We start from the raw sequence: 23,527 nt of genomic DNA on the forward strand, positions 1-23,527 counted from the left end.
AAACGGGAGGGGAAATCCCTGCCGCTGAGCGAGTGGCGTGCCATATGGGGAGCGGGCGCTGTGCTTGCAGGGAAGAGAGTGCCGGGCAGATGAAGGAGAGGGATGGGTGTACGCCGATGTGTTGATCCTGCTGATCTTCGCCGTTGTGCTGGTGGCCATTTTCCGGCGCCTCGGCCAGCCGGTGATCCTTGCCTATCTGTTTGCCGGCATGCTGCTCGGCCCCCATGGCGTGGCCATCGTCACGGGTCAGGCCATGATGCAGACCATAGGGGAGCTTGGCATCGTGTTCCTGATGTTCTCCCTCGGGCTCGAGTTCTCCCTGCCGCGTCTGCTCGCCATGCGCAAGCTGGTGCTGGGGGTCGGCAGCCTGCAGGTGCTGCTCACCTCACTGCTGTTTTTCGGGCTCGGCTGGTGGTGGGGGCTGAGCCTGGCCCAGGCGCTGGTGGTGTCAGGCACCCTGGCGCTCTCCTCCACCGCCGTGGTGATCAAGCAGCTCGGCGAGCTCAAGCAGCTCCATACCCGGCGAGCCCAGCTCGGGGTGAGCGTGCTGCTGTTCCAGGATCTCGCCGTGGTGCCCCTGCTGGTGATGATCCCCATCCTGGCCCAGCCCGAGGTGCAGGGCAGCGCCCTGCTGGCGGAGGTCGCCTGGGCCTCCCTCAAGGGGTTGTTTGCGCTCTTCGTGCTGCTGGCGGTGGGGAAGTGGCTGCTGCCCATGCTGTTTTTCGAGGTGGCGCGCGCACGTTCAGACGAACTCTTCGTACTGAGTGCCCTGCTGGTGGCATTGCTGGCGGCCTCCCTGACCCAGTGGATGGGGCTCTCCATGGCGCTCGGTGCCTTTCTGGCGGGCATGATGCTGGGGGAGTCCCACTATCGTCATCAGCTCGAGGTGGACATCAAGCCGTTTCGCGACGTGTTGATGGGGCTCTTCTTCATTACCATCGGCATGACCATGGACTGGGCGCTGGTGGCGGACGCCTGGTGGCAGGTGCTGGCCTGTGTGACGGGGCTCATCCTGTGCAAGTCGCTGCTCATATTGCTGGCGGGCCGCCTGATGGGGGAGCGCAAGCGCGACGCCATGGCCGCCGGCATCATGTTGAGCCAGGTCGGGGAGTTCGGTTTTGTGCTGCTGGCGCTGGCGAGTCATCACGGCTTGCTGGATCACCAGCTGGTCTCTCTGCTCATCGGCATCGGTGTCATCTCCATCGCCCTCACCCCCTGGCTGGTGTTGCGGGCGCTGGGGCTTGCCCACTCCCTCACCGACAGTACCCTGCTCTCTCGCGCCGAGGTGGCTCAGTCGGGCCTGAGCAAACACCAGCACGTCATCATCGCCGGGTTCGGACGCACCGGCCAAACCTGTGCCCGCTTTCTCAAGCTCGAAGAGATCCCCTTCCTGGCCCTGGATCTTGACCCCGAGCGGGTGAGCGAGGCCAAGCTGGCGGGGGAGCAGGTGGCGTTCGGCGATGCCAGTCGGCGCGACATCCTGCTGGCGGCCGGTCTGCTGCGGGCGCGGCTGGTGATCATCACCTTCGACGATCGCAAGCGGGTCGATGCCATGCTGACGCTGATCCGGGAGCTGGCGGGGGAGATCAAGGTGCTGGTGCGTACCCGGGATGACAGTTTCCTTGAACACTACAAGCAGGCCGGCGCCTTCGAGGTGATCCCCGAATCCCAGGAGGGAGCCCTGATGCTGGTCTCCCACCTGCTGCTCAACTGCGACATTCCCATCGGCCGGGTGATCCGGCGCATGGAGCACGAGCGCAGCAGCCAGTATCGCTTTCTGCACGGTTTCTACTGGGGCGGCAAGAGTGCGGGCAATCTGGAGACGGATCAACTGCTCGAGCGGCTGCATCCCGTGCTGCTGCACGACCAGGCCTGGGCGGTGGGACACAGGGTACGGGATCTCGCCCTGGGAGAGGTGCGCATCAAGGCGATTCATCGCGGGGAGCGCAGCCTGGATCCCAGGCGCGAGCTGGTGCTGGCGGCGGGAGATACCCTGGTGCTTTTCGGCACGGCCGTGGCCATGGAACAGGCCGAGCAGCGCCTGCTTGAGGGACGCTAGGATCTCCTTGCCATGGGATAAGGCCCCTCAGGCCTCTTCGCGAAACTGCTCCTGCCTCCCGCTGCCCGGCAGGTCGAGGAAGGCCTCGATGCGCTGGCGGTGATCCAGCGCGTCCTGGTATCCCAGCTTGATGAGCCGCTGGCAATAGCCGGGGTCAAACATCAGGAAGCTGGCCAGGCTGCTGCTCTCTTCGCCGTTGACCCCGAGCACCCGCAGCAGACGGCGCAGCTGGGTCGGCAACCGTGGGAGGTATTCGAGGGCGATGAGGTCGAGATCCTGGCTGGGGCGGATCACGCAGGTCTCCACCTGGCGCAGTTTCAGCCGACTGCGCTCCCGTGCCGGAATGAGGGAAAGGGTCTGGTTGATGCGCCCGAGCCGCTCCAGATCCGAATTGAGGGTGTCGGAGAAGACGGTGTTGAGCAGATGGCTCGCGATGTTGGAGCTGGTCAGGTGCCCCTGGCGGGGCGTCGGGTTCTCCCTGTGAGGGGAGTCCAGGGTCACGAGCAGGATCCGCTCCGCCCCCAGGTGGATGGCGGGGCTGAGCGGGCTTAGCTGGTGGATGGAACCATCCCCGTAGACGCGATCGCCGATGGGGGTGGCGGGAAAGACAAAGGGCAGCGCCGACGAAGCCAGCAGATGATCCGAGGTGAGCAGGGTTCGCAGGCCACGTCGTCTGGCGCGCTCCCAGGGCTGATGTTCGGCCCGCCCCTGGAAGAAGGTGGTGGAGAGGCCGTCATCGTAGTCGGAGGCCGTGATGGCGATGGCCTCCAGGCTGCCGTAGAGGATGTTGTCATCGATGCGGTGATAGTCGATGAGCTGATCCAGCAGACGGCGCAGGGGGGCGTTGTCAAACAGGTGAAAGGCGCGGTTGCTCTGGGGGGTGATGAGGCCGGCCGAGCCTTGATAGAGGGTGCGCCACAGCAGTTGGCAAGGGTGGAAGTCGAAGATGTGGTGGGTCTCGAATCGTCGCCAGACCCACTCCAGCTTGCGCACCCCCAGATGGAAACAGGAGGCGTAGCACGCCAGCGCCGTGATGTTGAGAGCCCCCGCCGAGGTGCCGCACAAAATGGGGAAGGGGATGCCGATGTTGCGGGGGTAGAGTTCGGCCACCGCCTTGAGTGCGCCGACCTGATAGGCGGCGCGGGCACCACCACCAGTCAGCAGAAGAGCAGTATTGGGTCTGGCCATGAGGGTGCGCCTTATCGTGATCGCCAGGGCGGGTTGCCACCGCGCAATTCAACTATAAGACGTTGTATACCGGATAAAAATGGGCCGCACGCTCAATTTTTGCGGCCCGTTTCATTTTCAGTTTGCCAAGGGCGTCTGGCTCAGTTGATCGAAGGCGGCGAAGGCTGGAGGGCTTGCCAGAATACGGCCATGGCCGAGCCCCCGGGTGCTCACCAGCCGGGTGCGGCCATCCTGGGCCGCGCGCAGGGAGTCCCGGTGGGGGGCGAAGCGGTCTTCCTCGTCGTGCACGATGAGGGCGGCGCCGCTGCGCCGGGCGAGCCGGCCCAGCGGGTCAACCGTGCTGAGCGGGTGCTGGTATTCGTGTTCTATCTCCTTGACCACCGCATCGAACAGCCGGATGGAGTAGCCGGAGCGCGCCACCATGCCATAGAGCTGGGGCACGTAGTCGAGCACCGGGGAGATGAGCAGCAGCGGCAGCGCATCGATTGCCGGGTGACGGCTGCTGAGGGTGACGGCGCCCCCCATGCTGTGGGTGACGACGCCCTGGACGGGGCCGACCCGCTCGAGGATCTCGTCGAAAGCGCGCACGAAGCGGGGCAGGTGGCCCCTGTTCCCTTCACTCCGGCCGTGGGCGGGGTGATCGTAGGCGAGGGCCGTATAGCCCTGGGCGGCGATATGGCTCATCAGCGGATAGAACTGGCTGGCACTGCCTGACCAGCCGTGCATCAGCAGCCAGACCGGCCCCTGCCCGAGCCGGTAGCTCATCAGGGTCCCTTCACTGGTGTGGATGGCCTGCTCGACCACGCCGGCCGGGGCTGCGACGTCCCGGGTCGCCCGCTGCGGGGTGAGCAGCAGCTTGCTGGCGGTGCGCTTGGCGTGGGTGGGCGCGAGCACGTGATGCAGGCGGGTGCCGAGGCCCAGCAGCAACTTGCTCGGGCTGAAGCGGCGTGTGTTGAAGTAGATCTTGCTGCTCATGGTCATCCTGTGTCTTTTGTGTGCGAACGGTCGTGCTTTTTTGCGGGTTTTTAAAAAGAAGAGCCCGTCGGGTCAGCGCCAGCTTGCCAGCAATTGTTCCACCTCGGGCCAGAAGTGGCGGGCCGGATCCTCGCTGAGCCCCAGGGCATGGAACACCTGATCCCCGAGATAGAGGCCATAGAGGCGATAGACGGCGCGCCAGGGATCGAGATCGCTGCGCCACTCCCCTCTGGCCTGCCCCTGCACTACCTGGCGTGCCAGGTAGTCGAGCCAGAAACGGACCAGCTCGCGTGCCGCCTGCTGGACCTCACCCTCCTGGGCGGAGGTCCAGGCATCGAGGAACATGCAGCGGCCGGCAAAACTCTGGTTCCAGGCCAGCCAGGCCTGCAACAGGGCGAGCAGTTTCTCCTGCTGGGTGGCGTACCCCTGTTGGCGCACCGGCTGGATCACCCGCTCCCGAAATACCTCGGCGGAATGGGTGAGCACGGCGATCTGCAGGTTGTCGCGGGACTGGAAGTGGGCGAACAGACCGCTTTTTGACATCTCGCAGGCCGTTGCGAGGGAGCCTATGGTGAGGCTCTCAAGCCCCTGCTGGCTCGCCTGCTCGAATGCAGTCTGCAAAATGGTGTCGCGGGTCAGACGTCCCTTGCTCATCCGGCTCTCCTCTCTCTGGGCTGGCAGCATAAAGTACGACCGTGCTAATTGTCGAGCCGCAAATGGTGCAGGGAGGCTGTTTCCGGCTGCCGCGGGGGGCCAGAGAGTCTTTTGAGGGGCGGTTGTGGCTGGCTTGTTACGAGCCAGCCGGGGACGAGCTCAGTCGTCCTTGATGCCCATTTGCTGCAGGGCGATGACCGCCTGGGTGCGGTTCTTGACCCCAAGTTTGCGGAAGGCGGAGTGATATGGGCTCTGATGGTGGCAAGGGGCTGAATTGTCCTTGATATCCATCTGCTGGAGGGCGATGACCGCCTGGGTGGGGTTTTTGACCCCAAGTTTGCGGAAGGCGGAGTGATATGGGCTCTGATGGTGGCAAGGGGCTCAACTGTCCTTGATATCCATCTGCTGGAGGGCGATGACCGCCTGGGTGCGGTTCTTGACCCCGAGTTTGCGGAAAATCGCGGTGATATGGGCCTTGATGGTCGCCTCGGAGACGTTGAGCTCCCAGGCGATCTGTTTGTTGAGGCTGCCATCCCGCAACATGATGAGCACCTTGTATTGCTGGGGGGTAAGGCTGGCCAGCTTGGTGGCGAAATCGGGCCCTTCGCTGGGCTCGGGATGGAGGGAGATCCCCTCGGGCACCCAGTTGTCCCCCCCGATCACCGTATTGAGGGCGCTGACCAGCTCTTTCATGGGGACGGACTTGGGAATGAAGCCGAGCGCGCCCAGGCGTAGCACCTGCTGGATGATGGCGGGATCCTCGGAGGCCGAGACCACGACGATGGGGAGATCCGGGTGATGTCCGCGCAGATAGGCCAGCCCCTCGAAGCCGTTGGCCCCCGGCATCTTGAGATCCAGCAGCAGCAGGTCGACGTCGGGATGTTCGTCGAGCAGGTGGCTCAGGCTCTCGATGGAGTCAGCCTCCAGCAATCTGGCGTCGTCGATGGCCATGTGCACCGCTTGATAGAGGGCGCCCCGAAACAGGGGGTGGTCATCTGCGATGACGATGGTAAATTGGCTGTCCATAGCTCACATTGTTGCTAACCGATTGTTTTGAAAAATCAAACTAGCACTGCTACCCAAGTGGGTCAAACCCGCCAGTACGCAAATGTGAGGTGGTCATCGGATGTCGTGCCACGGGGCCGGCGGGATGGCCAGTAAACAACCCATGCAGGAGGCAATCGATGGGATCCCTGGTTTTGACGGTGGGCACGGGCTCCACCTGGGCAATGAGAACGGCGCTGGTGCTGGCCATGAGCGGGCTCAAGTGGCAGGAGCAGGTCTTCGATCTGGAAGATGCCAAGGAGCTGCAACGGCTCAAGCGCACGGCCCCTGCCGGCCTGGTGCCCTGGCTCGACGACGGTGAGCTGCGTATTCACGACTCTCTGGCCATCGCCGAATATCTCCACGAGTGCTGCCCGGAGCGTCACCTTTATCCGGTGGACAAGGCCGAACGGGCCCTGGCCCGCAGCCTGTGCGCCGAGCTGCACGCCGGTTTTCGCCAGATCCGCACCCTGCTGCCCTTCTTCCTAGGGGCGCCCACCCAGAGTGAACCGCCGGTGGAGGTCATCGACGAGCTGGCCCGGTTGCAGACCCTCTGGTCCCAGGCGCGGGGGCCCTTCTATTTCGACGAGGCGAGCATTCTGGATGCCTTCTATGCGGTGATGGCCTATCGACTGGCAAGCTATGGCATTTCGCTGCCCGGTCAGGCTGGCGCCTATCAGCAGGCCTTGCTGGCCTGGCCCCTGTGGCAGGAAACCCTGCTCAAGGCGAGGTTGCAGTGGCCAAAGGCGGCCCGCCAGTCTGATTGATGCGGGCATCGGCAAGACAAAAAAGGGGAGCCATCGGCTCCCCTTTTTATTCAGGCCAGGTGGCTATTTCTGCCGACCCGCGAAGACCACGACCACTTTGTCTTCTCCTTTCTCCCGCACGAAGCCGTAGGGGACATCGGAAATCTTCTTGTGGCTGCCCGCCGCGATGGCAGGGTGGGCGGCACGGAACTGGCCGAGCCGTTGCCAGTGCTTGACCAGCTCTGCCTTCTCGCCACTCACCAGCTCCTGCCAGTTCATGTCCGAGCGCACGCTCTGATCGAACACGCCGCCATCCTTGGCCAGCCCCCGGCCGGACTCGTCGCCATAGTAGATCTGGATGCCCCCCGGCAGCAGCATGAAGCTGTTGGCCACCCGCCGTTGCAGCGCCACGTCCTGGTAGTCGCCGAAGAAGAGCTTGGTGTCGTGGGAGCTGATGTAGCTCAGCACGTTGAACTCGGGATCCTGGTTGATGCGGCTGGCATAGCTCGCATAGGTGGGCTCTGCCCCCGCCATGCACTGGGCCTGGGGCAGGGCGAATTCACGCTGGTAGTCGAAGTTGATCAGGGAATCGAAGCCGTGCTGGTACCAGAAGTCCTTGGCGACCCCGTGATCCCACACCTCGCCCACCATGTAGAAGGGAAGGTCATCGAGGGCCTTGCCCGGGTTGGCGGCCTTCCACTCCATGAGCGCGTCGGTGCCCGCCTGCTTGAGCCTGGCCCAGACCGCGGGCTCCAGGTGCTTGACGGTGTCGGCACGGAAGCCGTCGATGCCGAAGCGGCGCACCCAGTCGGTGTGCCAGGCAATGAGGTAATCGCTCACGGTAGCGTTGGGCAGGGCCTTGGCCCTGGTGTCTTTTTTGGCAGCGAGCAGCGGTGGTAGCCCCACCGATCTGGTGGATTCGGTCAGGAAGTCCGGCAGTCCCGCCACCGAGCCGGTGACGTCGTCGGTGCCGGGTTGCGGGTAGCCGGGCAGGCCGGCCCGCACCCAGTCAGGGCCCCACCACTTGTCCCAGTGGGATGACTGGTAGTCGATGAACTGGTTGTAGCCATGCCAGTTGAGGCCGCCGCTTGGGCGCCATTCGTTCCAGCGACTCGGCAGCTTGCCGGTGTTCTGGGTGAGATCGGTGAGCCCCAGATCCTGCAAGTCGGCGAGGGTGGCGTAGCCTGCGTGGTTCATCACCACGTCGAGGATGATCCGCATGCCGCGCTTGTGGGCCTCGTCCACCAGGGTTTTCAGGCTCTCTTCGTCGCCGTAGTTGGGATCTATCTTGGTGAAGTCGAGCGCCCAGTAGCCGTGGTAGGCGTAGAAGGGGAAGTTCCCCTGTTCGCCACCGCCGATGAAGCCGTGGACCTGTTCCACCATGGGGGTGATCCAGATGGCGTTGATGCCGAGTTGCTTGATGTAGTCGAGCTTCTCGGTCAGCCCCTTGAAGTCACCGCCATGCCAGGTGGCCACTTCGTCCTGACCATCCTTCTGACGACCGAAGCTGTGATCATTGGCAGGATCGCCGTTGTGGAAGCGGTCGGTCAGCAGAAAATAGACGCTCGCCTGATCCCAGCTGAAGGGAGCAGGCTTGGCGGCCTTGACCGGCTCGAGCAGCAGCAGGCCGCCACTCTCCTTGCTCGGTGTCAGGGTGATCTTGCCGCCCTTGACCACGGCTTCCTGTCCCGAGTAGGCATCCCGCAACCGTGTGCCGTCGGGCCAGACGCCCTTGAGTGATGTCGTGACCGGGCCGCCATCCCAGCTGATGCAGGGCTCTTCCGGGGGCTGGCGTTTGAACTCGCTCTTTTTGGTTGCCCGCAACACCTTGAGGCTGGGGGTATCGGGGTTGAAGGTGAACTCGTAGTCCCCCGCCAGCATCACCCTCAGATTGAAGTCTGTCCCCTTGCTGCACTTGTCCATGGGCTGGGCGGTGCCGAAGGGAAGGGGCTTGGCCTCGGTTGGCCCGAAGCTGGTGCCGCAGCTGTTGCCCGCATCGCTGATGCGGATCTGGTGGCTCCCCTTGTCCAGTCTGTGGGTCAGGGTGACGGTGCCCTTGTCCAGCGTCAGCGCCTCGGCTACCGGTTTGCCATCCACATGGAGATAGACCTCGGGGGCGGCCATCGCCTGACCGATGAACAGCGGTGTGGCGAGCACGGCCAGCCACAGGGGTGATGGGCGAAGAGCGGGGCGCGAAGAGAGACGCATAAGCCATTCCTTGAGCAGAGTGTGAGGAGCAGGATCCGTTGAGGCACTCATTCTAGGGCGCGCTGGGGCAGGCTTGGACCGATAAAATACCGATTTGTGACGTCAGTTCAAATGGTTACGTTTTCAAGAATGGAAAAGTGTGAACCGGGTGTCGCGGCCATGAAAAAAGCCGGTCAGTTGACCGGCTTGTAGGCATTCGGGGTGGCGTCACACGGTGAAGAACTTGAAGTTGACGAAGGCCACCGCGATGAAGGAGGCAACCATGCCGCTGATGCAGAGCACCGCAGGGCGGATGGCAGGCCAGCGATGGGCCAGCAGCACGATGGCCAGCAGGGTCGGATAGAGGCCGAACATGTAGCGGGGCATGGCGTTGAGTCCGGTCATCAGGGGGATGGTGCAGCAGATGAACATCAGGGTCGCTTCGGCCCAGCGTTTCTGGCTGAACAGGTAGCCATTCAGGCACCAGCCGAAGATCACCATGATGGAGAGATAGGCCTTGCGCCCCCCCAGCTCGAAGCCGCTCAGCCACCAGTCCAGTGGGCTGTCCATATAGCGGCCCCAGGCCACCTGGATGTGCTTGAAGGCCAGGGCATCCCCGGTGAGGTGATAGAGATAGACCATGTAGGAGAAGAGGCCGAGGGGAATGAGCCAGAGGGTGAACACCACCTTGAAGGCCCGCTCGGTGAAGCGGAAGAACTCGCGCCAGCCGTAGGCTTGCAGGGCCAGGATCAGCACCGGGAACACCATCATCACCCCCAGGTTGCGGGTGGCGGAGATGAATATGCCGAGGAAGGCGACCATGAGCCACTGTTCGCGGTAGGCGAACAGGAACATTCCCAGCATCAAGGCCATGAACATGGGCTCGGTATAGCCGGAGACGAAATAGGCGGAGAAGGGGGAGAAGGCCAGCAGCCAGACCCCGAAGCGGGCGGTGTCGTCCCCCAGTTTGAGCTGGCGCAGCACCAGCAGCATCAGGGGCAAGCTGATGAAGAAGGCGATGTTGGCCACCAGCATCAGGCCGATGAGGCTCTCCATGTCAAACAGGCTGGAGAGACCGCCGGCCAGCATGGGATAGAGGGGCATGAAGGCCCAGTTCGCCGCATTGCCCTTGCTCAACCAGCGTGGATAGAGGTCGTAACCATTCTCGATGATGCGCTGGAACCAGACGCAGTCGAACTGGCAGTAGGCCTGCAGCGGCCCGATGTCGGTGGCGCCATAGAGCTGGACGCCGAAATAGCCCATGCCATAGAGCGCCACCCGGCTCAGCACAAAGGCGGCGACAATCATCAGCCAGTCGCGGCCGCTGATGCGCAGTGACGGGCGATAGGGGAGTGCAGCCCCGGTTGACGGGGCGGTATTGGTCATATCATTCATCAGGCAAAAACCCAGATACGGGAGAGAACGTAGGTGAGCATGGTGACGGTCAGGGTGGCGATCACCACCGGCAACAGACCGGAAAGACCCGCAAACAGCAAACCGCTCAGGATGAGGTTACGCACCGCCAGAGAGAAGAGGGCAACCAGCAGGAACTTGCTGGCGGCACCTTGTTTCTGGAAGGTGATGTAGCGATGGCCGAAGAACGAGAACCAGAACGCCACGGCAAAGGCCAGGGTCGTGACCAGGTGCTCGGAGATGGCCGGCCAGGTATGAAACAGGGCGATGGAGGTACCCAGATCGACGAGGGTGGCCCCCCCGCCGACAAAACCGAAGCGAACCAGCCGCCAGAATTCCTCGCGGGAGATCATTGAGACGCCTGCTCCTGCTGATCATCAGCGGCTTTCGCGGCGGCCTTCTTGCCAGCGATCTTCTTGCTGGTGGTGGGCACTTCCTGCTTCTGCTCTTCATCCTGTTTGGCGTACTGGCCGTAGACCCCTTCGATGAGGTAGACGGGGCGCTGTTTCACCTCGACGAACATGCGGCCGATGTACTCGCCGATGATGCCCAGCGACAGCAGCTGGATGCCGCCGAGGAACAGCATAACCGACATCAGGGAGGCGTAACCGGGCACGTCGATGCCGAAGAAGAGCACCTGGGTGATGATCTTGAGGATATAGAGGAAGGCGATGAAGGAGACACCGACCCCGATGTAGCTCCACACCCGCAGCGGCCAGCTGGAGAAGCTCATCAGGCCGTCAAGGGCGAAGTTCCACAGCTTCCAGTAGTTGAACTTGGTTTCGCCGGCATGGCGGGCCGGGCGCTCGTAGGGAACGCCGACGGCGCGAAAACCGGCCCAGGCGAACAGCCCCTTCATGAAGCGGTTGCGCTCCGGCAACTGCTTGATGGCCTCGACCACCTTGCGATCGATGAGGCGGAAGTCACCGGCGTTCTCCGGCAGCTTGGTGCTGGTGGAGAGGGCGTTGAAGAAGCGGTAGAAGCCACCGGCGGTGAGGCGTTTCATCGGGGTGTCGGCGCTGCGATCCACCCGGATGCCGTAGACGGTGTCATAGTCGCCGGTCTGCCACAGCTTGACGAACTCCAGAATGAGAGAGGGGGGATCCTGCAGGTCCACGTCCATGGGGACGATGGCGTCGCCCTTGGCCTGGTGCAGGCCGGCGGTCATGGCCGCTTCCTTGCCGAAGTTGCGGGCCAGGTTGACCAGGGTCACACGGGGATCCCGGGCGATGGCCTGCTCGACCACCTCACGGGTGCGGTCACGGCTGCCATCGTTGACGAACACGATTTCAAGCTGGTCTTTGAGCGGGGCCAGTTCGGTATCTATCGCGCTGATGAAGGCGTCTATGCTCTCTTCCTCGTTGTAAACGGGAACGACCAGAGAGAGTCGAAAATCGGCACGGGACATGGGAACTTCCTTATTTAAAGAATTATTTTACGGAACAGATGCTTGGGGCATTCCGCTTCACTGAGCCACGGTCAGTCGCACGGACTGGACGTTGAGCGGTGTCGGGGCGGAGAGCGCCAGGAAGTTGGGACGCTTGGGATCGGCGGTCAGGGAGTCGCCCGGCAGGCTGAGACGGATCTCGTTGATGCCCGCCTTGGCCAGCTTGACCGTGGTGGTGAAATCATGACCCAGCGCCACCTTGAGCAGAGCGCCAGCCTGAGGGCTGTTGATCCTGGCCTGGATGGTGAGCTGCTCCGGCTGGGCCTGCTGCTTGGGCAGCACGAAATAGAGACCGCCCTGACCGCTCAGCTCGGTGCCTTGCTCGCTGGGCTTCTTGGCCCAGCCTTCGCTTGAGAGGAAGCGGCTCGGCTTGGTCAGGTTGAGTTCGTTGCCGGGCTGGTAGGTCATGCTGGAGTTGTGCTCCCAGAAACGGGTCTTGCCTTCCAGGTAATAGAGCTTGTAAGCCAGGCTCACGTTGGGGTGAGCGGCCAGATAGAGGGTATAAAGGTAGAAACCGCTCAGTGCCAGGATGGCAGCCAGAAAACCGAACTTTTTGTAGGTCATATTACTCACTCGACGCCCGACAGATTGATAGGCAGATTTCGCGCATATGCTAATCCAATTGCAAAAAAAGCATAGTGGATCACAAAAATATATTTGCTCACATATTAACCCTCAATCACCCTGCTTACCAAGGGGCTTTGGGGTCGTTTGCTTCCTCTTCTTGATTGTGGCTTTTTCGGCGCCAACCTGTCTGCCGCCACCTGGGGTGCATCAGGCAAACGGCTGATATTGTGCTTTGTTGTGGCAGGATCTGTCGCCATTTCACCCGGGCAGAATTAAGATGGCCTGTCCCGTCGTCAAGGATGACCCATGAGACTCTTCTCTCTGTGTGTGCTCTGCTGTCTGCCCCTCCAACCGTTGTGGGCGCAATCGTTCTGCTCCTCCCCTCTTCGCGTCGGTTTCGATGACTGGCCCCCATACCACTATTACCAGCAAGAGGGAGCACGTCGGGAACTGCGTGGATTTGCGGTCGACTACCTCAATGCCGTGTCGAATCGGCTGGGTTGTCGTCTGGTCTATGTGGAGCGTCCCTGGAAGCGGGGGTTGCACGATCTTGAGCGGGGTCGGCTGGACATCGTGATGGAGGCGTATTTTGCTGATGAGAGGGCGCGTTATGCCTGGTTCTCCATCCCCTACAACCCGGGCCGGACATCGCTCTGGGTACGCAAATCCGGTACCGGTGAGGAGTCGGATCTGGCGAGCTGGCTGGCCCACGGGCATCGCCTCGGTGTGACCAGGGACTACTATTACGGCCCGGAAATCACCAAGGTTCTGCAGCGATACCGCAACCAGGTGAGCGAGGTCAACGATGTGCAAAACTATCGCAAGCTGCTGCTTGGGCGGATAGACGGTTTTCTCGGGGATAGTCTGGCCACGCCCTGGGGTCTGAAGAGAGAGGGGCTGTCGGACGCGGTCGTCCCCCACACCATGGCGATCCATGAGACGCCCACCTTTTTCATGTTGAGCAAGAAGACCCTGTCCGGGGAATTCGTAGCGCGGTTCAACGAGGCGATAGTGGCCGTCGGTGACAGCGGGGAGCAGGAACTCATCTGGCGTCGTTACACCTCCGTCCGCTAGCAAAGTCGCCAGCATTCACGCATCATGGGGACCTGACCGTCGCGCCTGACAGGCCGAAATGAACCGATTTGAGGCAAGCGTGGTAAGAAGCATGGGTAAGAAGTATTGGTTGGCATTGGCGAATCTCATCTGGCTGGGCTGCTGGCCGGCCAGCATGGTTCATGCCAGCACGGAACAGGCGGTAGTGGCCAGTCCCAGCATCCAGCATGACTGGTATCAGAACGAGGTGGCCGAGCAGGCTCGTCATGAGCTTGAACAGCAGTTGCAGGAAGCGGTGTTGGCCCAGCTGCATCCGGATTTCTACCGCCTCTGGCAGCAGTTGCAAAAGACCCCGGCGGATCGGCGCGGTGCCCTCTACGATGAGGCCTTTGGCAAGCTGGCCCGGTTCCAGCAGGCCTGGCGAGGGATGGATCTGGTCGCGCGCGAACAGATGCAGACCCTCAAGCTGGATCTGAACCGCCCCCTGGTCCATGCTCCCCAGGGAGACAATCTGCTGGAGCAGGTCAGGCAACTCAGGCCACAGGTGGCGGAATACGACGCCGTGCGCGAAGAAGTGCGCAAGCTGCTGGCCATGCCCATGGCCAAGCACTGGCCCACCCTCTCCATGCCGACCCTGAGGGCGGGGGAGAGCTCGACCGAGCTCGGCCAGATCCGCTCCATCCTGAACGAACTGGGGGACAGTGCCCCGACTCACCAGGACAGCCTCTACGATCCCGAGACCGAACAGGCCATCAAGCAGTTCCAGCGCCGCCACGGCCTGACCGCCGACGGCATCATCGGCCGTCAGACCCGCAGCTGGCTCAATACCGGCCCCGAGGTGCGCGCCAGCCTGCTGGTTCGCAACCTGTGGCGCCGTGATCTGGTGGATCACCTTGCCGGTCGATATGTGCTGGTCAACATTCCGGACTACCGTCTGAGCGTGGTGGAGTCTGGCAGCGAGGTCTTCACCAGTCGGGTCATCGTCGGCAAGGAACAGCGGGCCACCCCCATCCTCGCCAGCGAGATCCGCTCCATCGTGCTGAACCCGGCCTGGCACGTGCCGCGCTCCATCCTGAGCAAGGACATTCTGCCCAAGCTCGGGCGCGATCCTGCCTACCTGGATCGCGAACAGTTCGAGGTGATCGACGGCGAGGGCAATCCGGTGCAGTTCAGCGAAGATGGCTGGCATCATGCGCTGGCCTCCGGTTTCCCTTACCGGTTGCGGCAAAAGCCGGGGGATCACAATGCCCTGGGTCGCTACAAGTTCTATCTACCCAACAACGATGCCATCTATCTCCACTCAACCCCGCGCAAGGCGCTGTTCGAGCAGGGGGCCCGTGCCTTCAGCTCGGGTTGCATCCGGGTGGAACACGCCGACGATCTGGCAGAGTTGCTGCTGGCGGACTCCCGCTATCAGCCGGACAAGGTGGCCAGCATCTTGAAAGAGACCCAGACCAAGTGGCTGCCCCTGAGCAACCCTATCCCGGTGTTTACCGTCTACTGGAGCAGCTGGATTGATGAAGAGGGACGTCAGCAACTGCGCAACGATATCTACGGATTCGACAGAGTCAGCTATCAAAGCCGCTTGCTGTGATCCTCGCCACAGAGTGAAAAGCCCGGCCCGTGCCGGGCTTTTTCATGGGTGAATGGGGTTTGACAGCGCTTTTTCTGGCAGGTAGTTTCGGCCCTTGTATCAAATTCATTCACCTGTGTGACTTCACCATGAGATGGACGGACAACGGATGCTGGGACAAGAGATAAGCCGACGCCGTCTGCTGCTGGGGGCGGGTTGCCTGATGGGGACCAGCCTGCTGTCGTTCCCTGCGCTGGCAAGCCGCAGCACTTCGGGACGGGAACTGAGTTTCTTCAACCTCAATACCGGCGAGCGGGTACGCGCCAGTTATTGGGAAGATGGCCACTATCTGAGTGACGGGCTGGCGGAGCTCAACCATATTTTCCGTGACTACCGTCGCAACGAAGTGTTCAACATCGACAGAAAGCTGTTCGATCAGCTCTTTCTGCTGCAACACAAGCTGGGGCGCCACGGCGAAATCCAGCTCATCTCGGGTTATCGCTCCCCGGCCACCAATCAGCAGAAGCGGCGCAAGAGTCGCGGCGTCGCCAAGCACAGCTACCACACCCTGGGGCAGGCGGTTGACGTGCGCATCCCCGGCGTGCAGCTGGCGCACCTGCGCAAGGCCGCCCTGAACCTCAAGGTGGGCGGTGTGGGTTATTACCCTTCCGACAACTTCGTGCACCTGGACACAGGCCCCGTTCGCAGCTGGTGAGTCGGGATTTCCTCAAGGGTTGAGTGCCGATTGTGTCTTTTTGCCGCTGGCATTGAGGGGGACCAAGCTGCTAGGCTCTGGACTCCAGCCAGAGGAGAGAAAGATGAAGCAGATTGTGATCGGGGGGCTCATCGCCCTGTTGTTGACTGGTTGCGGCAAGCTCAACCGCGAGAGCTACGACAAGCTGAAAGTCGGGATGAGCTATGCCGAAGCGAGCGCCATCCTCGGCAAGGCCGAGCGTTGCGACGATGCTCTCGGCACCACGAGCTGTGTCTGGGGAGGGGAAGGCAAGAACATCAAGGTGCGTTTCATCGCCGACAAGGCGACCTTCTTCAGCTCGGAAGGGATCAACTGACCCTTTCCTCTCTTGCCGATGCCCAACAAAAAAGCGCCGTATGGCGCTTTTTTGATGCTCGTTATCCGTGCGATATGGCCAGGAACTGGCGCGATCAATGGGTGGCGTACTGATAGTTGAAGGTGGGCAGTCCCCACTTGAAGCGTACCGCCAGGAGCCGCAGCACGAAGCCGATGCCGATGGCACCGAAAGCGGCCCAGTCGTTGGGCAGCCCATGGTGCAGCGCAAAGCAGTAGAGCGCGGCGGTGATCAGCGAGACGGCGGCATAGAGCTCGCGCTTGAACACCAGCGGGATGCGCTGGCACAGCAAGTCCCGCAGCACCCCCCCGAACACGCCGGTCACCACGGCCATGATGCAGGCGATGCCGGCCCCGTGGCCCATCTCGAGCGCCCGGGCAGCCCCGAAGATGGAGAAGACCACGAGCCCCAGGGCATCAAGCGCCAGGAACAGCTTGCCAAGGTAGCGCATCAGCGGGGCCGAGATGACCCCGGCCATGGCGGCGCCCGCCACCAGCAGCACGTATTCGGGGTGCTCGACCCAGAGCAGGGGATAGTGGCCCAGCAGCACATCCCGAATGGTACCGCCACCGATGGCCGTCGCCGAGGCGATGATCACGACGCCAAACAGATCCATCCGTCGCCGACCCGCTGCCAGCGCGCCAGTCATCCCTTCGGCCACCAGGCCGAGCAAGAAGAGTGCATGTAACATGAGATATCCCAGGGTGCGAGAAAGGCCCGCATCCTAACAACCCTGCGCTGGGGCGACAAGCTATCTTAGTTATGCATTAGATTAAGTAATGAAAAGGGGGCTTTCGCCCCCTCTTTTGATCATGATGACGCGGTTCAGCGTCCAAGTTGCTCGCTGCGGTATTGGTCTACCCACATGGCGGTGGCGCCACAGATGGCCACCGGCATCACGAAGAGATTCACCACCGGGATGGCGGAGAAGAGGGTCACCAGGGCGCCGAAGCTCAGGCACTTTCCACGACGTTGCTTGAGGGCGTCGCGCATGGTGATGAAGCCGATCTTGTGGTTGTCGAACGGATAATCGACATACTGGATCGCCATCATCCAGGCGCTGAGCAGGAACCAGAGCACGGGTGCCAGGGTCTGGCCCACTACCGGGATCAGGAAGAGGATCAGGCAGCCGATGGCCTTGGGCAGATAGTATTTCAGCTTGGTCCATTCGCGGCCGAAAGTACGGGGCACATCTTTCACCACATCCAGCATGCCGGTGTCATTCATGGCTTCACCGGTGAGGATCTGTTCCACCTTCTCTGCCAGCAGGCCGTTGAAAGGGGCCGCTATCCAGTTGGCCACCGAACTGAAGATGAAGGAGAAGACCACCAGTATGGTGATGAGGGCGATGGGCCAGAGCAGGTAATCAAGCCAGGAGAGCCAGCTCGGGATCTGCTGGTGCAGCCAGGCGAACAGGCCGTCCAGTTGTAGCAACAGGGCGTAGAAGGCACCGGCAAAGAGCACGAAGTTGACCAGCAGGGGGATCAGCACGAAGGTGCGGATGCCGGGCTGGCGGATGAGTGAGAAGCCGCGCAGGAAGTAGTCTGCACCGCTGACCGAATCTTTGACCATGTGGGGTGATTGGCTCATGTGAGCTCCATCAGTGAATGGGGAAAGTGCCAGCATATTACAAACAAGCCTTTGATTTGGTAAAGTCGCCTGCCCGCCTCCTCTTTATTTCGTTACCCACATAGGCCGCCATGCGTCTGAAATTGATCAAACTCGCCGGTTTCAAGTCGTTTGTCGAGCCGACCCGCATCGAACTCAACGCCGACATGACTGCCGTGGTGGGCCCCAACGGCTGCGGCAAATCCAACGTCATCGACGCCGTGCGCTGGGTGCTGGGGGAGAGCTCCGCCCGCCATCTGCGCGGCGAGAACATGACCGACGTCATCTTCAACGGCTCCATCAACCGCAGCGCCCATGGCCGCGCCTCGGTGGAGCTGGTGTTCGACAATCCCCACAACCGGGTACCCGGCGAGTTCGGCCGCTTTACCGAGATCTCGGTGCGCCGCGAAGTGCTGCGCGACGGCTCCAATCACTACCAGATCAATGGCCAGAAGTGCCGCCGCAAGGATGTGACCGATCTTTTCCTCGGCACCGGCCTTGGGCCTCGCAGTTACGCCATCATCGAACAGGGCACCGTCAGCCGGCTGGTGGAGTCCCGCCCCGCCGATCTCAAGCTGTTCATGGAAGAGGCCGCCGGGGTCTCCCGCTACAAGGAGCGGCGCCGCGAGACCGAGCAGCGCATCCGCCATACCCAGGAGAACCTGGAACGTCTCGGCGATATCCGTAGCGAACTGGGCTCGCGCCTCGAACATCTCAAGGCCCAGGCCGAGACCGCCGAGCGCTACAAGCAGCTCAAGAGCCGCAGTCGCGCGGCCCGCAGCGAACTGATCGGCTCGGAACTGTGGGCGCTGGAGACGCGTCTTGGCGAAGCCAAGACCGAACTGGCCCAGACTGAACAGGCGCTGGCGGCCCTCGATGCCAAGCGCACTGCAGACGAAGGGCGTCACGTCACCCTGTCGGTGGCCCGCCAGGAGGCGCAGGCCGAGCAGGCGAGCCGCCAGCAACAGATTTTTCTCGGCGGGCAGGCGATCGCCCGCCTCGAGCAGCAGCAATTGCACCAGAGCGAGCTTGGCCGCGACTGGCAGGCGAGACGGCAGGCCCTCGGCGAGCGTATCGACGGCCTCAAGGCCCAGCTGGCCGGCCAGCTGGAACAGCTGAGCGACAGCACGTTGCAGGGGGAGGTGGCGTCGGCGCGCCTCGAGCAGTGTGAGCAGTTGCTTACCGACCAGCAGAGCGTGCGGGCGGCAGCGGGCGATCGGCTCGAGCAGGCGCGCCAGCGTCAGCAGCAGTGGCAGCAGCAGCTGGGCCAGTTGCAGGGGCGGCTCAACCAGACCCGCGCCGAGGTGAATGGCCTGCAGGAGCTGCAGGCCAAGACCCGGCTTGCCCGCCTCAAGCTGGAAGACGAACAGGCCGGGCCCCTTGGCGGGGAGGGGGAGAACCTGCAACCGGCCCTCGATGCCCTGGCGGCGGAACTCTCGCTCTCCCGCGCCCGCCATGAGGAAGCCGATGCGGCGTGGCAGGCCGGTGTGTCGCGCCATGAAGCACTCAAGGCAGAGCAGGGTCGCCAGCAGGGCCTGCTGCGCGAGCTGGAGGCGCGCCTCGCCACCCTGGATCAGATCCTGGGGGAGCAGATGGCGGGCGCCACCCTGGCGGATCGGCTGCAGGTGCCCCCCGAGTGGGCCCGGGGGCTGGACAAGGTGCTCGGCCGCTGGCTCACCGCAATCCCGGCGGACGAGTGCAACCTGGCGCAACCCGGACTCTGGATTGGCCCGGCCCAGCCAGCCAGGGCCGGTACCCTGGCGGCGCAACTGGGGGGCGAGCACATTCCGGCTTTCCTCAATGCCATCTGGCTGGCAGAGAGCAGGGAGGAGGCGCTGTCCCGCCTGCACAGCCTCTCTGCCGGTGAGTCGCTGCTCACTCCCGCCGGCGACTGGTTCGGCCCCAACTGGGCGGATCTGGGGGAGGGCATGGCCCTCGGTACGCTGGCGCTGCTCGGGGAGCGTGAGCGGCTGCACACCGAGCTGGCCGCGGGCCGGGAGGCGCTGCACAGACTCGACGAGCAGCTTGTCGCCGCCGATGCAGCGCGGGCCCAGCAGCATGGAGCGCATGAGCTGGCTCAGCGCACCCTGCGCGAGCAGGAGCAGCGGTGGCAACAACTGCGCGAAGCCTGGAGTCTGCGCGAGGGGCAGCGCCAGGAGCGCTTGCAGCGCCTGGGCCAGCTGGGGGAAGAGCTGGCCCGGCTCGATAAAGAGCAGGCTGAGGAGGCGCAGCGGCTGGCGTCGGCCGGGGAGCGGCTTGAGCAGGATGAAGCGGCCCTTGGCGAGCAGCAGGAGCAGGGGGAGGTACTCGCCGAGGCGCTGCTGCTTGCCCAGGAGCAGGTAAGCGGGGCGGAGCGGGCGCTGGAAGAGGCGCGCCTTCGCCGGGAGCAGCAGCAGGCGGCCTGCCAGCGGTTGCAACTGGAGCAGCAGAACCAGCGCCAGCTCATCACGCTGCGCGAGCAGGAGCTGGCCCGTCTCGGCCTGGAGCTGGCGGAACTCAAGGAGCCAGGGGCCGCTCCGAGTCAGGATCTGTCGCCCCTGCTGGTCGAGCAGCGCAATCTTGAGGCGCAGCAACTGGCCTGTCACCAACGGCTCGCAGAGCTGGATCGTCAGCTGACCGAGCTGGAGCAGGCCAGAAGCACCGATCACAAGCAACTGGTGAAAATTCAGGAGAAGCTGGCGACCCTGCGGCTCGAGCGCGAACGCAACCTGACGCGCCGGCAGGGACTGCACGAGCAGTTCGAAGAGCTGGGCGTGCGCCTGGTGGACCTCGATCAGGCGGTGCTGATTGCCGCTGATCGCGGCAAGCTGCGCCAGGAGATCCAGACGCTGGAGGCGCAGGTGGAGGCGCTTGGCGCCATCAACCTGGCGGCACTGGAGGAGTATGAGGAGGCGAAAACCCGCGCAAGCTACCTGGAAAATCAGTGCCAGGATCTGGAGCAGGCCCTCGACACCTTGAGCCAAGCCATTAAAAGAATTGATAAAGAAACACAAATACGCTTCCGCGACACTTTCGATAAGGTCAATGAAGATTTAAAATCCCTGTTCCCAAAAGTGTTCGGGGGGGGCAGTGCCTGGCTTGAGCTGACCTCGGATGATCTTTTGGAGGCCGGAGTGAGCATCATGGCAAGACCTCCGGGCAAGAAGAATGCTACCATTGCCCTGCTTTCCGGGGGGGAGAAGGCGTTAACCGCCCTTGCGCTGGTTTTCGCCATCTTCAGACTCAATCCAGCACCATTTTGTCTGCTGGATGAGGTGGATGCACCGCTCGATGAAGTGAACGTCGGTCGCTTCTGTTCTCTTGTCAAAGAGATGTCGAGCACAGTACAGTTCGTTTACATCAGTCATAATAAGGTCTCCATGGAGATGGCCGAGCAGCTGGTTGGCGTCACGATGCAAGAGCCCGGGGTTTCGCGCATAGTGTCGGTCGATATCGGTGAAGCCGTCGCTTTGGCTGAGCAAAACTAGAAAGAGAAGCAGCTAATGCAGGAATTGCGTTACATCTTGGTTGCCCTGGGCGGTATTGCCATCGCGGCATTGCTCATTCACGGGTTGTGGAGCAACAGAAAGAATCGTCAGGCACCGATCAAGGAGAAACCTCTGGGTCGGATGGAGTCCAAGTCCCGTGAGCGTGACAACGACGCCTTCGACAGCGATGGCATCGGTCAGGTGCGTGTGGTGAGCGGTGGCCGTCGTGCCGAGCCCAAACTGCGCAGCGACGAGGCCCGTCAGCCCGAACCCCGCCGTGTCGCCCCCGTTCCCGCCTTCGATGATGAAGATGACGACGCCGATCTGCCGCCTCCCGTGGTGCGCAAGCCTGCCGCTCGCCCTGTCCCCCCTCAGCCTGTGTATGAGGAAGAAGAGGACTATGACGAGCCGGTTGCCGCCCCTGTTGAAGAGGCCCCTGCCGCGCCGGTGCGCAAACCTGCACAGGTGATCCGCCGTACGCCGGTACACCGTTCCCGCCCGCAGCGCGAACCCATGATGCAGCCGCTGGACGAAGAGCCGCTGGTGGAGCCGGCCTATGCCCAGGCGCCGACCTTCGGTGCACGCGAGCCGGCACCGGTTGCCCAGCAGGCTCCCCGCTACGCCCAGCCGGCTTATGAAGAACCCGCTTACGATGACGAGCCAGCCTATGAAGAGCCGGTTCACGCAGCCGAGCCAGAACCCGCTCCGGCCCCGGTCGAGAAGATCTGGCAGGATGTCTATGTCATCAACCTGATGGCCCGTCCCGGCCACGATCTGCAAGGTGCGACTCTGCTCTCTTCCCTGCTGGCGCTGGGCTTCAAGTTTGGCGAGATGGACATCTTCCACCGTCACGAAGATCTGGGCGGCAAGGGGGAGGTGCTCTTCTCCATGATCAACATGGTCAAGCCGGGTACCTTCAACCCCTATCGCATGGAGCAGTTCAGCACCCCGGGTGTGTCCCTCTTCATGCAACTGCCCCTTCGCAGCAATGCCGCCTTCGCCTTCGAGCACATGTTGCAGGCCGCGGATCAGCTCGCGAGCGATCTCGATGCCATGCTGACCGACGCCTCGCGTAGTCCCCTCAGCGACGACGACATCGCCCGCTACCGTCACGAGCTGGCGGCCTACGAGGCCAGCCGCGACTGATGCGCCATGGGGCTTGAACAATGAAAAGTGCGGTACCCCGGTGCCGCATTTTTGTTTCTGCCCCAGACTGAATGTTCCATCACACTTCGAGACTTTTTCATGAGCGATATCCTCTCCCGCCACCGTCAACTGTGTGAGCTGCTGACCGAGTACGGCCATCAGTACTATGTGCTGGACAACCCCACGGTGCCGGACGCCGAATACGATCGCCTGATGCGCGAGCTGATCGCGCTGGAGGCCGAGCATCCAGAGCTCAAAACCCCGGCCTCGCCGAGCGTGAGGGTGGGGGGCCAGCCGCTGACCGCCTTCAAGCAGGTACGCCACGAGATCCCCATGCTGAGTCTGGACAACGTCTTCAGCAGCGAGGAGTTGCAGGCGTTCGAGCAACGCATTAGTGATCGCCTCAAGCGGGAGGTGAATTTCACCTTCTGTTGCGAACCCAAGCTCGACGGTCTGGCGGTGAGCCTGCTCTACGTGGCTGGCCAGCTGGTACAGGCCGCCACTCGCGGGGACGGCACCACGGGGGAGGAGATCACGGAGAACGTGCGCACCATCAAGGCCATTCCCCTGACCCTGCGCGGCCAGGGGTGGCCTGCGCGGCTGGAGGTGCGTGGGGAGGTCTTCATGCCCAAGGCGGGGTTCGAGGCGATGAACCGCGATGCGCTGGCGGCGGGGGAGAAGGTGTTCGTCAACCCGCGCAACGCCGCTGCCGGCAGCCTACGCCAGCTCGATTCACGCATCACCGCCAGCCGCCCCCTCAGCTTCTATGCCTACGGCGTGGGAGTCGGTGGCGACGAGCTGGGGGAGTCCCACTTCGGTCGCCTCAATCAGCTCAAGGCCTGGGGTCTGCCGCTCAGCCCGGAAGTGAAGCTCAAGGAGGGGGCCGCCGGTTGCCAGGCGTTCCACGACGACATCCTGGCCCGCCGTGGGGATCTCCCTTACGAGATCGATGGCGTGGTCTACAAGGTCGACGACATCGCGCTGCAACAGGAGCTCGGCTTCGTGGCGCGGGCCCCGCGCTGGGCCACCGCCCACAAGTTCCCGGCACAGGAGGAGATGACCCTGCTCGAGAACGTCGAGTTCCAGGTGGGCCGCACCGGCGCCGTGACCCCGGTGGCCAAGCTCAAACCCGTGTTCGTCGGCGGCGTCACCGTCTCCAATGCCACCCTGCACAATGCCGACGAGATTGAACGGCTCGGCGTGATGATCGGCGACACCGTGATCGTGCGCCGGGCGGGGGACGTGGGTGTCACCTTCGTAGCCGATGTTTCACATAGACAGCACCACGCTACACTGGTCTAGTCTTCATAGT

The 23,527-nt window shown here is 62.9% G+C and carries 19 protein-coding genes and 3 pseudogenes; 9 read left to right on the plus strand and 13 right to left on the minus strand.

Annotated elements, in window-relative coordinates:
• Positions 1-106: 106 nt before the first annotated feature.
• On the plus strand, positions 107-2,059 hold the full coding sequence (locus tag I6L36_RS18450) for a monovalent cation:proton antiporter family protein (RefSeq protein WP_216986771.1): 1,953 nt from the start codon (positions 107-109) through the stop codon (positions 2,057-2,059).
• A gap of 27 nt (positions 2,060-2,086) precedes the next feature.
• On the opposite strand, the gene I6L36_RS18455 is transcribed toward I6L36_RS18450, so the two are convergent.
• The 6 genes and pseudogenes from I6L36_RS18455 to I6L36_RS18480 all read right to left on the minus strand — a co-directional run bounded on the left by I6L36_RS18455 (position 2,087) and on the right by I6L36_RS18480 (position 5,902).
• Positions 2,087-3,247: a patatin-like phospholipase family protein gene (locus I6L36_RS18455; RefSeq protein ID WP_042864253.1), complete on the minus strand. Its 1,161-nt coding sequence runs from the start codon at positions 3,245-3,247 to the stop codon at positions 2,087-2,089.
• Positions 3,248-3,364: 117 nt separating this feature from the next.
• Positions 3,365-4,222 (minus strand): alpha/beta hydrolase, encoded by an 858-nt coding sequence (locus tag I6L36_RS18460; RefSeq protein ID WP_216986772.1) that lies wholly within the window; start codon positions 4,220-4,222, stop codon positions 3,365-3,367.
• Positions 4,223-4,294: 72 nt separating this feature from the next.
• The gene (locus tag I6L36_RS18465; RefSeq protein WP_103857907.1) at positions 4,295-4,876 is read right to left on the minus strand and encodes a TetR/AcrR family transcriptional regulator; all 582 of its coding nucleotides are present in this window, start codon (positions 4,874-4,876) and stop codon (positions 4,295-4,297) included.
• A gap of 159 nt (positions 4,877-5,035) precedes the next feature.
• A pseudogene (locus I6L36_RS18470) lies at positions 5,036-5,116 on the minus strand (DNA-binding response regulator); the annotation flags it as partial.
• A gap of 33 nt (positions 5,117-5,149) precedes the next feature.
• A pseudogene (locus tag I6L36_RS22305) lies at positions 5,150-5,227 on the minus strand (DNA-binding response regulator); the annotation flags it as partial.
• Positions 5,228-5,257: 30 nt separating this feature from the next.
• Entirely contained in the window at positions 5,258-5,902 is a 645-nt protein-coding gene (locus I6L36_RS18480; RefSeq protein ID WP_216986773.1) for a response regulator transcription factor, read from the minus strand.
• Positions 5,903-6,060: 158 nt separating this feature from the next.
• Here I6L36_RS18480 and I6L36_RS18485 point away from each other — a divergent pair, with 158 nt between their 5' ends.
• Complete coding sequence (locus tag I6L36_RS18485; protein WP_151028455.1) at positions 6,061-6,687, plus strand: glutathione S-transferase; 627 nt, start codon at positions 6,061-6,063, stop codon at positions 6,685-6,687.
• Between the two features lie 63 nt (positions 6,688-6,750).
• Here I6L36_RS18485 and I6L36_RS18490 read toward each other — a convergent pair whose 3' ends face one another.
• From I6L36_RS18490 to I6L36_RS18510, 5 genes are all read right to left on the minus strand, one after another.
• Positions 6,751-8,874 carry an alpha-amylase gene (locus tag I6L36_RS18490; RefSeq protein WP_216986774.1) on the minus strand — a complete coding sequence of 708 codons (2,124 nt, stop codon included), beginning with the start codon at positions 8,872-8,874 and terminating at the stop codon, positions 6,751-6,753.
• Between the two features lie 207 nt (positions 8,875-9,081).
• Positions 9,082-10,248: a membrane protein gene (locus tag I6L36_RS18495; RefSeq protein WP_029313951.1), complete on the minus strand. Its 1,167-nt coding sequence runs from the start codon at positions 10,246-10,248 to the stop codon at positions 9,082-9,084.
• Positions 10,248-10,619 (minus strand): GtrA family protein, encoded by a 372-nt coding sequence (locus tag I6L36_RS18500; RefSeq protein WP_103244440.1) that lies wholly within the window; start codon positions 10,617-10,619, stop codon positions 10,248-10,250. Before I6L36_RS18500 ends, I6L36_RS18495 begins: the two co-directional genes overlap by 1 nt.
• Positions 10,616-11,674 carry a glycosyltransferase family 2 protein gene (locus tag I6L36_RS18505; RefSeq protein WP_103244441.1) on the minus strand — a complete coding sequence of 353 codons (1,059 nt, stop codon included), beginning with the start codon at positions 11,672-11,674 and terminating at the stop codon, positions 10,616-10,618. The genes I6L36_RS18500 and I6L36_RS18505 overlap by 4 nt, the downstream gene beginning before the upstream one ends.
• A gap of 57 nt (positions 11,675-11,731) precedes the next feature.
• A complete protein-coding gene (locus I6L36_RS18510; protein ID WP_010673441.1) occupies positions 11,732-12,277 on the minus strand; it encodes a hypothetical protein in 546 nt (181 codons plus the stop codon).
• Between the two features lie 309 nt (positions 12,278-12,586).
• Here I6L36_RS18510 and I6L36_RS18515 point away from each other — a divergent pair, with 309 nt between their 5' ends.
• From I6L36_RS18515 to I6L36_RS18530, 4 genes are all read left to right on the plus strand, one after another.
• Complete coding sequence (locus I6L36_RS18515; RefSeq protein WP_069651724.1) at positions 12,587-13,354, plus strand: ABC transporter substrate-binding protein; 768 nt, start codon at positions 12,587-12,589, stop codon at positions 13,352-13,354.
• 91 nt (positions 13,355-13,445) lie between these two features.
• Positions 13,446-14,927 carry a murein L,D-transpeptidase gene (locus tag I6L36_RS18520; protein WP_049636288.1) on the plus strand — a complete coding sequence of 494 codons (1,482 nt, stop codon included), beginning with the start codon at positions 13,446-13,448 and terminating at the stop codon, positions 14,925-14,927.
• A gap of 148 nt (positions 14,928-15,075) precedes the next feature.
• Positions 15,076-15,621 carry a DUF882 domain-containing protein gene (locus I6L36_RS18525; protein ID WP_039039271.1) on the plus strand — a complete coding sequence of 182 codons (546 nt, stop codon included), beginning with the start codon at positions 15,076-15,078 and terminating at the stop codon, positions 15,619-15,621.
• Between the two features lie 103 nt (positions 15,622-15,724).
• A complete protein-coding gene (locus I6L36_RS18530) occupies positions 15,725-15,976 on the plus strand; it encodes a hypothetical protein (protein ID WP_010673445.1) in 252 nt (83 codons plus the stop codon).
• A 94-nt stretch (positions 15,977-16,070) separates the two neighbouring features.
• On the opposite strand, the gene I6L36_RS18535 is transcribed toward I6L36_RS18530, so the two are convergent.
• Together I6L36_RS18535 and cysZ are read right to left on the minus strand one after the other, a co-directional pair.
• A complete protein-coding gene (locus I6L36_RS18535) occupies positions 16,071-16,685 on the minus strand; it encodes a trimeric intracellular cation channel family protein (protein WP_010673446.1) in 615 nt (204 codons plus the stop codon).
• Positions 16,686-16,819: 134 nt separating this feature from the next.
• Positions 16,820-17,584: a sulfate transporter CysZ gene (gene cysZ / locus I6L36_RS18540; RefSeq protein ID WP_010673447.1), complete on the minus strand. Its 765-nt coding sequence runs from the start codon at positions 17,582-17,584 to the stop codon at positions 16,820-16,822.
• Between the two features lie 110 nt (positions 17,585-17,694).
• Here cysZ and I6L36_RS18545 point away from each other — a divergent pair, with 110 nt between their 5' ends.
• From I6L36_RS18545 to ligA, 3 genes and pseudogenes are all read left to right on the plus strand, one after another.
• Complete coding sequence (locus I6L36_RS18545; RefSeq protein WP_109112732.1) at positions 17,695-21,069, plus strand: AAA family ATPase; 3,375 nt, start codon at positions 17,695-17,697, stop codon at positions 21,067-21,069.
• A gap of 15 nt (positions 21,070-21,084) precedes the next feature.
• Complete coding sequence (gene zipA / locus I6L36_RS18550) at positions 21,085-22,215, plus strand: cell division protein ZipA (protein ID WP_039039273.1); 1,131 nt, start codon at positions 21,085-21,087, stop codon at positions 22,213-22,215.
• A gap of 99 nt (positions 22,216-22,314) precedes the next feature.
• Positions 22,315-23,460 (plus strand): annotated as a pseudogene (gene ligA / locus I6L36_RS18555) (NAD-dependent DNA ligase LigA); the annotation flags it as partial.
• Positions 23,461-23,527 lie beyond the last annotated feature (67 nt).

Origin of the sequence: Aeromonas sp. FDAARGOS 1406, from assembly GCF_019048565.1 — a bacterium.
GTDB classification, from domain to species: domain Bacteria; phylum Pseudomonadota; class Gammaproteobacteria; order Enterobacterales; family Aeromonadaceae; genus Aeromonas; species Aeromonas caviae.